The sequence below is a fragment of the Kosakonia cowanii JCM 10956 = DSM 18146 genome, from assembly GCF_001975225.1.
GTDB lineage: Bacteria > Pseudomonadota > Gammaproteobacteria > Enterobacterales > Enterobacteriaceae > Kosakonia > Kosakonia cowanii.
Map to the genome: position 1 here is coordinate 2348463 of NZ_CP019445.1, position 13758 is coordinate 2362220.

General features: G+C 53.7%; 11 protein-coding genes and 1 pseudogene. 4 read left to right on the forward strand and 8 right to left on the reverse strand.

Annotation, left to right across the window (positions count from 1 at the left end):
* Positions 1 to 28: 28 nt before the first annotated feature.
* The 8 genes and pseudogenes from BWI95_RS11050 to BWI95_RS11085 all read right to left on the reverse strand — a co-directional run bounded on the left by BWI95_RS11050 (position 29) and on the right by BWI95_RS11085 (position 9003).
* A complete protein-coding gene (locus tag BWI95_RS11050; protein ID WP_076769478.1) occupies positions 29 to 1390 on the reverse strand; it encodes an MFS transporter in 1362 nt (453 codons plus the stop codon).
* A gap of 146 nt (positions 1391 to 1536) precedes the next feature.
* Positions 1537 to 2423: pseudogene (cyoE, locus tag BWI95_RS11055) on the reverse strand (heme o synthase).
* 11 nt (positions 2424 to 2434) lie between these two features.
* A complete protein-coding gene (locus tag BWI95_RS11060) occupies positions 2435 to 2764 on the reverse strand; it encodes a cytochrome o ubiquinol oxidase subunit IV (protein WP_023481940.1) in 330 nt (109 codons plus the stop codon).
* Complete coding sequence (locus BWI95_RS11065; protein WP_023481905.1) at positions 2764 to 3378, reverse strand: cytochrome o ubiquinol oxidase subunit III; 615 nt, start codon at positions 3376 to 3378, stop codon at positions 2764 to 2766. The genes BWI95_RS11060 and BWI95_RS11065 overlap by 1 nt, the downstream gene beginning before the upstream one ends.
* Entirely contained in the window at positions 3368 to 5359 is a 1992-nt protein-coding gene (cyoB, locus tag BWI95_RS11070; RefSeq protein ID WP_023481935.1) for a cytochrome o ubiquinol oxidase subunit I, read from the reverse strand. Before cyoB ends, BWI95_RS11065 begins: the two co-directional genes overlap by 11 nt.
* 16 nt (positions 5360 to 5375) lie before the next feature.
* Positions 5376 to 6323: a cytochrome o ubiquinol oxidase subunit II gene (cyoA, locus tag BWI95_RS11075; RefSeq protein WP_023481938.1), complete on the reverse strand. Its 948-nt coding sequence runs from the start codon at positions 6321 to 6323 to the stop codon at positions 5376 to 5378.
* A 582-nt stretch (positions 6324 to 6905) separates the two neighbouring features.
* Positions 6906 to 8381, reverse strand: a complete 1476-nt coding sequence (gene ampG, locus BWI95_RS11080; protein ID WP_054804404.1) for a muropeptide MFS transporter AmpG — start codon at positions 8379 to 8381, stop codon at positions 6906 to 6908.
* Positions 8382 to 8424: 43 nt separating this feature from the next.
* The gene (locus tag BWI95_RS11085) at positions 8425 to 9003 is read right to left on the reverse strand and encodes a lipoprotein (RefSeq protein ID WP_023481890.1); all 579 of its coding nucleotides are present in this window, start codon (positions 9001 to 9003) and stop codon (positions 8425 to 8427) included.
* A 297-nt stretch (positions 9004 to 9300) separates the two neighbouring features.
* On the opposite strand from BWI95_RS11085, the gene bolA reads away from it, so the two are divergent.
* The 4 genes from bolA to clpX all read left to right on the forward strand — a co-directional run bounded on the left by bolA (position 9301) and on the right by clpX (position 13574).
* Positions 9301 to 9618 (forward strand): transcriptional regulator BolA, encoded by a 318-nt coding sequence (bolA, locus tag BWI95_RS11090; protein WP_042713623.1) that lies wholly within the window; start codon positions 9301 to 9303, stop codon positions 9616 to 9618.
* A 349-nt stretch (positions 9619 to 9967) separates the two neighbouring features.
* Positions 9968 to 11266, forward strand: a complete 1299-nt coding sequence (gene tig, locus BWI95_RS11100) for a trigger factor (protein ID WP_023481893.1) — start codon at positions 9968 to 9970, stop codon at positions 11264 to 11266.
* Positions 11267 to 11551: 285 nt separating this feature from the next.
* Positions 11552 to 12175: an ATP-dependent Clp endopeptidase proteolytic subunit ClpP gene (gene clpP, locus BWI95_RS11105; RefSeq protein ID WP_007373538.1), complete on the forward strand. Its 624-nt coding sequence runs from the start codon at positions 11552 to 11554 to the stop codon at positions 12173 to 12175.
* A gap of 124 nt (positions 12176 to 12299) precedes the next feature.
* Positions 12300 to 13574: an ATP-dependent protease ATP-binding subunit ClpX gene (gene clpX / locus BWI95_RS11110; protein WP_054804405.1), complete on the forward strand. Its 1275-nt coding sequence runs from the start codon at positions 12300 to 12302 to the stop codon at positions 13572 to 13574.
* Positions 13575 to 13758 lie beyond the last annotated feature (184 nt).

Here is a 13758-nt window from a genome sequence, read left to right on the forward strand (position 1 = left end):
CTCCCGTGCGGGGGAGGGCGCTTCACCTTTAACCCGCAACTACCTGTTCCACTTCAAAACGGTTGGTCACCTTGCTGTCTATCTTCACATAGACGCTGCGCTCTTCCGGCACCACCATCGCTTCGCTCACCCCCTCCATTGCCAGCAGGCGCTGCTGCAACGCCGCATCCACTGCAACATCCTCAGGAATTGCGATACGCAAACTGCTGACATAAGGCGGCTCCTGCATGGTGCTGGCGACTAACAGCCAGACTACCGCCAGCAGCGCGCCGGCGAGGAACACTGTCTGGGAGTCGAAAAAGCCATCGACCCAACCGCCGAGCGAGCCGCCAATGGCTACGCCAAGGAACTGGCTGGTGGAGTAGATGCCCATCGCCGTGCCTTTATAGCCCGCGGGCGCTTCTTTACTGATAAGCGACGGCAGCAGCGCTTCCATCAGGTTAAAGGCGAGGAAGAAGATCTGTACGCCGATCACAATCTCCCAGAAGTGCGGGCCCGCCCCCCACAGCACAATTTCCGCGATCACCAGCAGGGCGACACAGAGCAGGAAGACGCGCTTCATTTTGCGCTTCACTTCGGCATAGATAATGAAGGGCACGACGGAGACAAACGACACCAGCATGGTGACGAGATAAATTTTCCAGTGCTGCGCCGCAGCAAACCCGGCAGTTTCCAGCTGGCCCGGCAGGGCGACAAAGGTCGACATCAGCAGTATATGCAGGCACATAATGCCGAAGTTGAGCTTAAGCAGCTTCGGGTTCGCCATTACCAGGCTAAAACAGCCTTTCACCATCCCTGATTCACGGTTGCGCACGTGCTGGGTGCTGTTTGGCACCACCCACAGCGTCAGCGCGATCCCAAGCGTGGCGAGACCGGCAATCATCCAGAAGAGCGCATGCAGACCCAGTTTATGGGTAATGATTGGGCCAAGCACCATGGCAATGGCGAAGGTGACGCCAAAACTGACGCCGATAAAGGCCATCGCTTTGGTGCGGTTCTGCTCGCGGGTTAAATCGGAGAGCAGCGCCATGACAGCAGCAGCAATCGCGCCGGAGCCTTGCAGCGCACGGCCGAGAATAATGCCCCAGATAGAGTGGGAGAGGGCGGCAATCACGCTGCCAGCGACAAAAATCACCAGCCCGCCGACGATCAGCGGCTTGCGGCCGATGCGATCCGAGAGCAGGCCGAAGGGAATTTGAAAGATGGCCTGAGCGAGGCCGTAAATACCAATTGCCAGACCGATTAATGCTTCGCTGGCGCCCTGCAGCGCCATACCGTACGTGGTCAGAACGGGCAGGACCATAAACATGCCGAGCATGCGCAGGGAGAATACAGTCCCTAAACCCCAGGTGGCGCGCAACTCGCCTGGCGTCATCTTGTAATCGTTCATTACCACCTCATGTTGAAAACCGGACATAGTGTAGTGCGGGGGCAGGGCGGGGTAAACACCAGCTTAATTAACAAATATTACCTGCGTGGATGGGATGGCGGGCATAAAAAAAGGGTGCCGAGGCACCCTTTATATGACGGTCTGGATCACCAGACGTAAGTCAGCAGGCTATGTGAATCCGGCACCATAAAGTCCACGGACATCATCACGCTGAGCGAAGTAATGGCGACAATCGAGAAGACGAACAGTTTGCGCGCCCACACTTTGTCATCCGCCACTTTATACCCGCGCAGCGCCATGCCCAGCCACCAGAGGCTCACCGCGGCAGCAACCACCAGGTATTTATAACCTGCATAGCCGCCCAGCGAGAGCATCAGGGTGGCGACAGCAAACGCCACGATATAGAGCGTGATGTGGTTTTTCGCCACGGAGATGCCTTTCACCACCGGCAGAACCGGGATGTTCGCTGCCTGATAATCCTTAAAGCGGAAAATCGCGATGGCATACGAGTGGGGCATCTGCCACAGGCTGAAAATCGCCAGCAGGATCGCCGCGCCGCTGTCAAACTCGTTGGTCACGGCGCAGTAGCCAATCACCGGCGGCGCTGCGCCGGAGAGAGAGCCAATCAGCGTACCGTAGACGGAGTGGCGTTTCATATAGAGGCTATACACCCCGACATAAACCACAAACCCCATCACCCGAGCCAGCAGGCCAGCGGATTTGCGCCGAACCACAGCAGCATAAAGCCAGCAATACCCAACAAGGCGGCGTACACCAGCGAGACTTTTGGCGAGATCAGCCCTCTGACCAGCACCCTGTTTTTCGTCCGCTCCATCTTTTTATCGATGTCACGGTCGATGTAGTTGTTAAAAACACAACCAGAGGCGACCACCAACGACACGCCAACCAGCGTGTAGAGGAACAGGGGGTAATCAATCTGGCCTTTAGAGGCCAGCAGGAACCCCCCAATCACGGAGATCAAATTGCCAAAAATAATGCCCGGTTTCGTTACTTGCAGGTATTGCTTGAACATACTCGCCGCTCTTAGTGAACCATCATGTTGTAGTTCAGGTTCCACATAATCCAGATGGAGCCCACTACCAGGATAGCGATGATAATCACGGTAAAGACAAAGGCGGTCAGGTTCCAGCGCTCCTCAGAAGAGGTGTTCATGTGCAGGAAGCAGACCAGATGAACCAAAATCTGTACCACTGCGGTGACCAGTACGGTCCCCAGAATTGCGGCGTGTGACGCGGTACCGCTCATCACCATCCAGAACGGAATGACCGTCAGGATGACTGACAGGATAAAACCTGTCATGTAGGTTTTTACGCTACCGTGGGATGCGCCGCTGTGATCGGTTGAATGACTCATTACATCGCCCCCATCAGATAAACAACAGAGAACACACAGATCCATACCACATCAAGGAAGTGCCAGAAGAGGCTCAGGCACATGATGCGGGTACGGTTTGTGCTGGTCAGGCCGCGACGGGAAACCTGGAACATCAGAACCGCCATCCAGATCAGGCCAGAGGTCACGTGCAGACCGTGGGTACCAACCAGCGCAAAGAACGCTGACAGGAAGCCGCTACGATCCGGACCCATACCTTCTGCAATCAGATGATGGAACTCATAGATCTCCATGCCGATAAAGCCCGCACCAAACAGGAAGGTCAGCGCAAGCCAGGAGATAACCTGGCTCTTGTTGCCCTTGTGCATGGCGATCGCCGCCATGCCGTAGGTGATGGAGCTGAACAGCAGCAGGAATGTCTCTACCAGAACGAACGGCAGTTCAAAAATGTCCTTGCCGGTCGGGCCGCCCGCTGTGCCGTTCACCAGAACGGCATAGGTCGCGAACAGACAGCTGAACAGAATGCAGTCGCTCATCAGGTAGATCCAGAAACCGAATACTTTATTCGGCCCTGCATCGTGGTGCCCGTGTTCGTGCGCATGGGCGTGCGCGTTGGTCAAAGTATCAGTTGCCATTTGTCAGCCCTGCTTTGTTGATCTCATCGAAATGCTGTTTTTCCAGTTTCTCGATTTCTGCAACCGGTACGTAGTAGTCCACGTCTTCGTCGAAGCTTTTCACAATCCAGCTGATGATGATGCCTGCGAAGCTGGCAATCGCCATCCACCAGATGTGCCAGATCATGGCAAAACCGAATACCGTTGCGAACGCGGCAATAACAATCCCGGCGCCGCTGTTTTTCGGCATATGAATCTCTTCATAGTGGGCAGGTTGCTTGTACGCTTCGCCTTTCTCTTTCATCTCCCAGAAAGCATCACGTTCGTGAATTTCCGGAACAACGGCAAAGTTATAGAACGGCGGAGGAGAGGAGGTTGCCCACTCCAGCGTACGGCCACCCCACGGGTCACCGGTCAGGTCACGGTTCTGATCGCGGTCACGAATAGAGACGTAGATCTGAATCAGCAGACACAGGATACCCAGTGCGATCAGCGCGGCACCACAAGCTGCAACAATCAGCATGCTGTGGAACTGCGGGTCAATATGCTGGCTGAGACGACGGGTCATACCCATGAAGCCCAGTACGTACAGCGGCATAAACGCAACGAAGAAGCCGATAATCCAGAACCAGAATGCGCGTTTACCCCAGGTTTCGTTCAGGGTGTAACCAAACGCTTTCGGCCACCAGTAGGTCATACCTGCGAAGCAACCAAATACCACGCCGCCGATGATGACGTTATGGAAGTGCGCAATCAGGAACAGGCTGTTATGCAGTACGAAGTCTGCGCCCGGAACCGCCAGCAGCACGCCGGTCATCCCACCTACGGAGAAGGTGACGATAAAGCCGATAGTCCACAGCATAGAGGAGTGGAATACGATACGGCCCTGGTACATGGTGAACAGCCAGTTGAAGATCTTCACCCCGGTCGGGATGGCGATAATCATCGTGGTAATACCGAAGAAGGCGTTTACGTTCGCGCCGGCACCCATAGTAAAGAAGTGGTGCAGCCAAACGATGAACGACAGGATGGTAATACACACGGTCGCCCACACCAGCGAGGTGTAGCCAAACAGGCGTTTACGCGAGAAGGTGGCGGTAATTTCGGAGAAGACCCCGAACACCGGCAGCACCAGAATGTACACTTCCGGGTGACCCCACGCCCAAATCAGGTTGATGTACATCATCATGTTGCCGCCCATATCGTTGGTAAAGAAATGGGTGCCCAGATAACGATCCAGGGTAAGCAACGCAATGGTAACCGTCAGAATTGGGAACGAAGCGATGATCAGCACGTTCGCGCACAGAGAGGCCCAGGTGAAGACCGGCATTTTGAACATGGTCATTCCTGGCGCACGCATGCGCAGGATGGTCACGAAGAAGTTAATACCGGTCAGCGTCGTACCGATACCAGAGAGCTGGAGACTCCAGATCCAGTAATCGACCCCGACACCAGGGCTGTACTCTATTCCCGAGAGCGGCGGATAAGCCAGCCAACCTGTCTGCGCGAATTCACCGACGCCCAGAGAGATGTTAACCAGAATCACGCCCACAACCGTGAACCAGAAGCTCAGGTTGTTAAGGAACGGGAAGGCAACGTCGCGTGCGCCGATCTGCAGCGGAACCACCAGGTTCATCAGACCGATAACAAACGGCATCGCCACGAAGAAGATCATAATCACGCCGTGGGCGGTGAAGATCTGATCGTAGTGGTGAGGCGGCAGGAAGCCCGCTTCGCCCATTGACGAAATCGCTTGTTGACTACGCATCATTACGGCGTCAGCAAAGCCGCGCAGCAGCATAACAACCGCTACGAGGACATACATGATGCCAAGACGTTTATGGTCAACCGAGGTCAACCACTCATTCCATAGCCATTTCCACTTACCGAAGTAAGAGAGCAGGCCGACTACCGCCAGACCACCGACGGCAATCGCAGCGATCGTAATCATGATAATCGGTTCATGATACGGCACTGCATCCAGTGTAAGTTTTCCGAACATCGTTTTCCTCGGCCCCTTAGTGAGAGGTTTCCGCGTGGCTCATGTCCATGCCTTCCATACCTTCGTGTGACTTGTGCTCACCTTCCGGTTGGGTCATGTCCATGCTCTTGCCGTGGCCCATAAATTTGTTAATAACATCTTTAAACAAATCGGGTTTCACGCTGGAGAAGTATTCAACCTTGTTGTATTCGCTTGGTGCGGCAATTTTCTCGTACGTGGCCATATCAGACACCGTAGTAGAAGACTGTTTCGCTTTGGCGACCCACTGGTCAAATGCGGCGCGGTCCGGCGTTGCAATGGCTTTAAACTTCATGCCTGAGAAGCCCGGGCCGCTGTAGCTGGCAGAGATGCCATCATACGTACCTGCTTCGTTGGCAATCAGATGCAGTTTGGTCTGCATACCGGCCATCGCGTAAATCTGGCTGCCCAGACGCGGAATAAAGAACGAGTTCATCACGGAGTTGGAAGTCACTTTGAATTCCACCGGAGTGTTCGCCGGGAAGGCGATTTCATTCACGGTAGCGATGCCCTGTTCCGGATAGATAAAGAACCATTTCCAGTCCATGGCAACCACTTCGATAGTAATCGGGCGTTCGTCATGTACCAGTGGTCTGCTCGGCTCGAGCGAGTGGGTGGTTTTCCACGTCAGCACGGCAAGGAACAGGATGATCAGAATCGGCACCGTCCAGACCACAGCTTCCACTTTATTGGAGTGTGACCAGTTCGGGCTATACTTCGCATCTTTATTGCTCGCACGATACTTCCAGGCAAAACCTACGGCCATTAAGATGGCAGGCACCACGACAATCATCATCAGGCCAAAAGCCGTCAGGATGAGTGAACGTTGCTCCATACCAATCTGTCCTTTGGGGTCAAGAAGCGCAGAATCGCAGCCACTGAGTAATACAGTGCCGGCGATTAAGGACATCCATCCCAAACTTTTATTGTATTTCCTGAGTCTCATTTAACGACCTCAATTCCACGGGATCTGGTGGCGCTTAAAGTGTGCGGGCATTTTACGGAAAGGTTACGTTACTGTAAACATGATTGGCTTTGTGTCAGTAAGGTGTTACTGGGTTCTGCCGCATATGTCACACGGAATGCAACAATCTGTAAAACCGGGCGTTCGCACAGCCAGAGAGAGCGATTATAACGAAAACCTGACGTTACAATCTGCGTTGAGGGTAAATTGGTATAACCAATCGTTCAAATAAACAAATAATTAACAATTATCCAGCAACTATTAAACATCATTGGAACGAATATGAAACCCAACAATTAATAACCGTGCTGAATCGTTATAGGATAGACCTTATTTTATAAGGCACAAATTAAATAAGATTTTTATTTTTTGCCCGCTCAGGGCGATTGGGCAAAAAACAAAAAATACGCCTGTTTAATGAGCGAAATAATAACGGCGCTAAATTTATTTTCCTGCTTTTTTTATTTTTAATAGCTGATTTTAAAAGAGTTATTCCTTTAAAAATAACCCTAAATTGCACTATGTAAAATATATCGCCACCCGCAGACGCCCGTTTTGCCCTCGCTAGAGCAGGGCGGTTCTGCGCAGGGCCAGCAGATCCAGCCCGCCACCGAACAGGATGCCCACCAACGCCAGCAGCGCGCCGCCCTCCAGGAGGAGGCCATCAACAGACCACTGCGTCAGACCCAGCGCATTGCTGGCAAGCACCAGCAGGCCAGCCGCAAGCAGCAGCGCGCCCGCACCAAGGATGCGCAGTGCCAGCCGGTACAGCGCCGTGAACTCGGTGCGCGGCATAAAGGCTTCTGTGCGCTGCGTGTACTCCAGCGTGCGTTTACACAGCAGCAGCAGCGCCAGCCCCGGGATTGCCGCAAAGATCGAAAAGAGATAAAAGGTCGGCCAGTCATAGCTGGCAACAAACCAGCCCGCCAGCGGCCCGACATAGACCCGGCCAACCGCCGAGAGCGCCGAGAGCAGCGCGAACTGTGTGGCGGAAAAGGCGCTGTTACAGAGCGTCATCAGCAGAGCGACAAACGCCGCCGTCCCCATGCCGCCGCAGAGGTTTTCGAAGAAGACCGCCGCGCCCATCGTCACAATGTCTTTATCGGTGATGGAAAGCAGCCAGTAACCTGCGTTGGAGATCGCCTGCAACACCCCGAAAATCAGCAGGGCGCGGAACAGCGATAAGCGCTGCATTAATACGCCGCCCCACAGCGCGCCGATAATCGTCGCCACCAGCCCTAAGCTTTTATTCACCATCCCGACATCGCCGGGGTCGAAACCGACACCACGTATAAGGAAGAGAGTGGTCAGGCTCATGGCAAACGCGTCACCGAGCTTATAAAGGACAATCAGCAGCAGGATCAGCCAGGCGTTGTTGCGCCCGAAGAAATCGCGCAGCGGCGCAACCACCGCTTCTTCAAGAGATCGCGGCGCAGGAATGGTGCCCACCGGCTCCGGCGCGCGCAGCGTGGCAATAATGCAGGGGATCATCAGTGCCGCCATCAGCCAGTACATCCCTTGCCAGCCCAGCCAGCGATCCGCCAGCCATAGCGCCAGACCGCCGGAAATCAGCATTGCCAGGCGGTAACCGAGCACGCTTATCGCCGCGCCCGCGCCGCGCTCTTCGGCTGAGAGCACATCCGTTTTCCAGGCATCAAAAACAATGTCCTGCGACGCCGAGCAGAAGGCGATAACCACCGCCAGCGCCGCCATCCAGCGCAGATCGCTGGCAGGCTGTAAAAAGCCCATCGCGGCAATGGCGATCAGGAGCGCAACCTGCGTTAGCAGCAGCCAACCGCGGCGGCGTCCTAAAAAGGAGGGGGTATAGCGATCCATCGCCGGTGACCAGAGAAACTTAAAGACGTAGGCCTGGCCGACCAGCGAGAAGAAACCAATGGTTTTGACATCAACGCCTGCGACGGTTATCCACGCCTGTAACGTGCCGCTGGTGAGGGCGAGAGGTAAACCGGAGGCAAAGCCGAGCATCAGCAAAATCGCTGATTTAGGCTGCGTGAAAATGCGTAAGTAGTGACTGGACATGGCAGCTCAGCTGGCCCGGCGGAACCGGGCCAGTGCAGAGAGATTAACGGGCGTTCTGCTTGATGAAATCGTGGATGGTGGTGTCCTGAGACATATCCGCGATGGTGTCGGTCAACACGCTGTTAACCGCATTGGTGATCTTTTCGTTGGTCGCCTGGAAAGCGCCTTCCACGTTATAGCTGGCGCGGTAGTTTTTCGTCAGCTTGTTGCCATTGGCAGCGGTGGCAATGATCGCGATATCTGCTTTGGTGGCGATGTTGTAACGCACGTTGCCCTGAGAGACGTCAGCATAGAGCTGGTTAACGATGATCTGCAGGTTAACCGCGCCGTTCGGCCCAATCATATAACCGCGTGCGGTCATCTGCTTCTCCAGCACTTCCTGCAGCAGGAAGCGCAGATCGCGCGATGCTGTCAGGGTTACCAGTTGGTTATCACGGGTGACTTTCGCCAGCGCCTGATCCGGACGCTGATCGGCACCGTTAATGCTGACCGTTACGCCCATCAGGCTCGGATCTTGTTGCGGAAGGGTAATTTTCGGTGTGACGTCAAGGGTGGTCGGCGGAGTTGCGCAGCCAGCCAGCATAAATAAAGCAACCAACGGGAAGAGGAGTTTCTTAATCATGTTCAGGCTCTCAAGGCTCTAAGCTTCTGGGAAAAATTGTCGCCATCATAACATTGCCGTTGTTAAGAGGAAGTCCTCAACGCATGTAAATTCATCGTGTTGTGTTTTTTTTCAGCGCCCGTAACATCTTCAAACGCGATCCCGGCCCCAAATGTCCAGGTTTTCCCTGAAGATTATGCCGTTGGACGCAAAAGCGCGACAAAGGCTAAATTTTTGTTGTCTTATTGTAACGGAGACGGTAAAAGCGGCTAACATTTAAAGGGATAGCTGGTATCTCAGCGTTGTCGGAGGCGTACCATGATGATGCGTGATCAAATAGAATCAAAACTGAAGGCGGCATTTGAGCCTGTTTTCCTCGACGTTGTGGATGAAAGTTACCGTCACAACGTTCCCGCGGGTTCGGAAAGCCATTTCAAAGTGGTGCTGGTGAGCGACTGCTTCACCGGTGAACGTTTCCTCAACCGCCACCGCATGATTTACGGTACCCTGGCAGATGAGCTGGCGACGAAAATTCATGCGCTCGCGCTGCATACCTACACCCTGAAAGAGTGGGAGGGGCTACAGGATACCCTGTTGACCTCGCCAGCCTGCCGCGGCGCAGGGACTCTCGCCTAGAAAACCGGGTTGCAACGCGCTGAACTTTTCCAGTATGTTGCATGCAGTTAATGTGAAAACGGCCTGCGGGCCGTTTTGTTTTGTCTGAAATTTGAGCGAGAAGCGCCCCTTTGTGAGCAAAATTGCTTCAGAAGTGTGAAAAATGACGCACCGTTGCGCTATTACCGTTCTCGACTCATATCTGCGATGCCGCTATAATGCGGCGTCTTATTTTTCGGAATGTCTTCGGGGTGATTCTGACGACAGGGAATGTATATCTGATTTGAGAGAGCATCCCGGTTCTGCAAAGCGAGAGGTTTGCTGCGCAGGGTAGAGTTGACCGAGCACTGTGATTTTTTGAGGTAACAAGATGCAAGTTTCAGTTGAGACCACTCAGGGCCTTGGGCGCCGTGTAACGATTACAATCGCTGCTGACAGCATCGAGACCGCTGTGAAGAGCGAGCTGGTCAACGTAGCGAAGAAAGTACGTATTGACGGTTTCCGTAAGGGTAAAGTCCCGATGACCGTTGTTGCTCAGCGTTACGGCGCCTCTGTTCGCCAGGACGTGCTGGGCGACCTGATGAGCCGCAACTTCATCGACGCGATCATCCAGGAAAAAATCAACCCGGCTGGCGCACCGAACTATGTTCCGGGCGAATACAAACTGGGCGAAGACTTCACCTACTCTGTTGAATTCGAAGTCTATCCGGAAGTTGAACTGAAAGCGCTGGACACCATCGAAGTTGAAAAACCGCTCGTTGAAGTGACCGATGCCGACGTTGACACCATGCTGGATACCCTGCGTAAGCAGCAGGCAGACTGGAAAGAGAAAGATGGCGCTGCAGATGCAGAAGACCGTGTAACTGTTGATTTCACCGGTTCTGTTGACGGTGAAGAGTTCGAAGGCGGCAAAGCGACCGATTTCGTACTGGCGATGGGTCAGGGTCGTATGATCCCGGGCTTTGAAGAGGGCATCAAAGGCCACAAAGCGGGCGAAGAGTTCACCATCGACGTGACCTTCCCGGAAGAGTACCACGCGGAAAATCTGAAAGGTAAAGCGGCGAAGTTCGTTATTAACCTGAAGAAAGTTGAAGAGCGTGAGCTGCCGGAACTGACCGAAGAGTTCATCAAACGTTTCGGCGTTGAAGATGGTTCTATGGACGGTCTGCGCGCAGAAGTACGCAAAAACATGGAACGCGAGCTGAAAGGCGCCGTGCGTAACCGTGTTAAATCTCAGGCGATCGACGGTCTGGTTAACGCCAACAACATCGACGTACCGGCTGCACTGATCGACAGCGAAATCGACGTTCTGCGTCGCCAGGCTGCTCAGCGTTTCGGTGGCAACGAGAAACAGGCTCTGGAACTGCCGCGTGAGCTGTTCGAAGAGCAGGCTAAACGCCGCGTTGTCGTTGGTCTGCTGCTGGGCGAAGTGATTCGTACCCACGAGCTGAAAGCTGACGAAGAGCGCGTTAAAGGCCTGATCGAAGAGATGGCTTCTGCGTATGAAGATCCGAAAGAAGTGATCGAGTTCTACAGCAAAAACAAAGAGCTGATGGACAACATGCGTAACGTCGCGCTGGAAGAACAAGCGGTTGAAGCGGTTCTGGAAAAAGCGAAAGTGACGGAGAAAGCAACCTCCTTCAGCGAGCTGATGAACCAACAGGCTTAATCGTTTTCTGCGATAGCTAAAAGTAATAAGCCCGTCACCTGCTTGCTGGTGGCGGGCTTTTTTTATCGTATTGGCTTTATCAGAACTGTGCTAAAAGCGTGTTTCAGGGTTAGCGTAACAGCAAAAGATTGTTATGCTTGAAAACATGCGTGGTCATCCCCACTAAAGAGGGTGGCAGGAAAGACTCTGGCTGATAATCCGTCCGTGAGGGGTCGTAGTCAGACCTCTTTCACTCAAGTACAATCAGTGCAGCAAGTTTGTTAATTTTTTATCCAGGAGACGGAAATGTCATACAGCGGCGAACGAGACAACTTTGCACCCCATATGGCCCTGGTGCCAATGGTTATTGAACAGACCTCCCGCGGTGAGCGCTCTTTCGATATTTACTCCCGTCTTCTCAAGGAACGCGTAATTTTCCTGACCGGTCAGGTCGAAGACCATATGGCCAACCTGATCGTGGCGCAAATGCTGTTTCTCGAAGCAGAGAACCCGGAAAAAGATATCTATCTCTACATTAACTCTCCGGGCGGCGTGATCACGGCAGGTATGTCTATTTATGACACCATGCAATTTATTAAACCGGACGTCAGCACCATCTGTATGGGCCAGGCCGCGTCAATGGGCGCATTCCTGCTGACGGCTGGCGCAAAAGGCAAGCGCTTCTGCCTGCCGAATTCACGCGTGATGATCCATCAGCCGCTGGGCGGCTATCAGGGTCAGGCGACGGATATCGAAATCCACGCGCGTGAGATCCTGAAAGTGAAAGGGCGCATGAATGAACTTATGGCGCATCACACGGGTCAATCCTTAGAACAAATTGAGCGTGATACCGAGCGTGACCGCTTCCTTGCCGCGCAAGAAGCAGTTGATTACGGGCTGGTTGACTCAATTTTGACCCATCGTAACTAATGCTCAGTCCGCATTGGCCGCTATACTTTCCAGTGCAAGCGGCGTAATGCCTGAGTAACGTTTTGCGCCTGGAATGGCATTTGCGTCGTCGTGTGGCGCAAAGAACAGAAAAGAGGTTTTACTCATGACAGATAAACGCAAAGATGGTTCGGGCAAACTGTTGTACTGCTCTTTTTGCGGCAAAAGCCAGCATGAAGTGCGTAAACTGATCGCCGGACCGTCCGTGTATATCTGCGACGAATGTGTGGATCTGTGTAACGACATTATTCGCGAAGAGATTAAAGAAGTTGCGCCGCACCGCGAGCGCAGCGCACTGCCGACGCCGCATGAAATCCGCCACCATCTCGATGACTATGTTATCGGTCAGGAGCAGGCGAAAAAGGTGCTGGCGGTGGCGGTTTACAACCACTACAAACGCCTGCGCAACGGCGACACCAGCAACGGTGTTGAACTGGGCAAAAGTAACATTCTGCTGATCGGGCCGACCGGTTCCGGTAAAACGCTGCTGGCGGAAACGCTGGCGCGCCTGCTTGATGTACCGTTCACCATGGCGGATGCCACCACGCTTACTGAAGCGGGCTACGTTGGTGAAGATGTGGAAAACATCATTCAGAAGCTGCTGCAGAAGTGTGACTACGATGTGCAGAAAGCCCAGCGCGGCATCGTCTACATTGATGAGATCGATAAGATCTCCCGTAAGTCAGACAACCCGTCAATCACCCGTGACGTATCGGGCGAAGGCGTACAGCAGGCGCTGCTGAAGCTGATCGAAGGTACCGTTGCTGCGGTTCCGCCGCAGGGCGGTCGTAAGCATCCGCAGCAGGAGTTTTTGCAGGTTGATACCTCCAAAATCCTCTTTATCTGCGGTGGTGCTTTCGCCGGCCTCGATAAGGTGATCTCTCACCGTGTGGAAACCGGCTCCGGCATCGGTTTTGGCGCAACGGTGAAAGGAAAATCCGAAAAAGCGAAAGAGGGCGAGCTGCTGGCGCAGGTTGAACCGGAAGATTTGATCAAGTTTGGTCTGATCCCGGAGTTCATCGGTCGTCTGCCGGTTGTCGCTACGCTGAACGAGCTGAGCGAAGAAGCGCTGATCCAGATCCTTAAAGAGCCTAAAAACGCCCTGACTAAGCAGTATCAGGCGCTGTTTAATCTGGAAGGCGTCGATCTGGAGTTCCGCGACGAAGCGCTGAACGCTATCGCCAAGAAAGCGATGAGCCGCAAAACCGGCGCCCGTGGTCTGCGCTCTATCGTAGAAGCCGCGCTGCTCGACACCATGTACGATCTGCCGTCTCTGGAAGACGTCGAGAAAGTGGTGATTGATGAGTCGGTAATCGAAGGGCAAACCAAGCCGCTGCTGATTTACGGCAAGCCGGAAGCGCAGCAGGCATCTGGCGAATAATTCGTCAATTCATACAGTCAGTTAATCAAAAAGGGGGGATTTTATCTCCCCTTTTATTTTTCCGACTTCCCGGCGTTGAATGTGTGGGAAACATCCCCATATACTCCATTACATGTTAATGGTGCGTGTGGCACAGTCACGTCACCTTGATTACCTGGCGGACTTTAAACTAAGAGAGAGCTCT

What these genes read in the sequence shown, in the direction of transcription:
- BWI95_RS11065 (WP_023481905.1), bottom strand. Translation starts at nt 3,378, where the DNA reads ATGGCAACTGATACTTTGACCAACGCGCACGCCCATGCGCACGAACAC.
- clpX (WP_054804405.1), top strand. Translation starts at nt 12,300, where the DNA reads ATGACAGATAAACGCAAAGATGGTTCGGGCAAACTGTTGTACTGCTCT.
- BWI95_RS11085 (WP_023481890.1), bottom strand. Translation starts at nt 9,003, where the DNA reads ATGATTAAGAAACTCCTCTTCCCGTTGGTTGCTTTATTTATGCTGGCT.
- cyoA (WP_023481938.1), bottom strand. Translation starts at nt 6,323, where the DNA reads ATGAGACTCAGGAAATACAATAAAAGTTTGGGATGGATGTCCTTAATC.
- clpP (WP_007373538.1), top strand. Translation starts at nt 11,552, where the DNA reads ATGTCATACAGCGGCGAACGAGACAACTTTGCACCCCATATGGCCCTG.
- bolA (WP_042713623.1), top strand. Translation starts at nt 9,301, where the DNA reads ATGATGATGCGTGATCAAATAGAATCAAAACTGAAGGCGGCATTTGAG.
- cyoB (WP_023481935.1), bottom strand. Translation starts at nt 5,359, where the DNA reads ATGTTCGGAAAACTTACACTGGATGCAGTGCCGTATCATGAACCGATT.
- tig (WP_023481893.1), top strand. Translation starts at nt 9,968, where the DNA reads ATGCAAGTTTCAGTTGAGACCACTCAGGGCCTTGGGCGCCGTGTAACG.
- BWI95_RS11060 (WP_023481940.1), bottom strand. Translation starts at nt 2,764, where the DNA reads ATGAGTCATTCAACCGATCACAGCGGCGCATCCCACGGTAGCGTAAAA.
- ampG (WP_054804404.1), bottom strand. Translation starts at nt 8,381, where the DNA reads ATGTCCAGTCACTACTTACGCATTTTCACGCAGCCTAAATCAGCGATT.
- BWI95_RS11050 (WP_076769478.1), bottom strand. Translation starts at nt 1,390, where the DNA reads ATGAACGATTACAAGATGACGCCAGGCGAGTTGCGCGCCACCTGGGGT.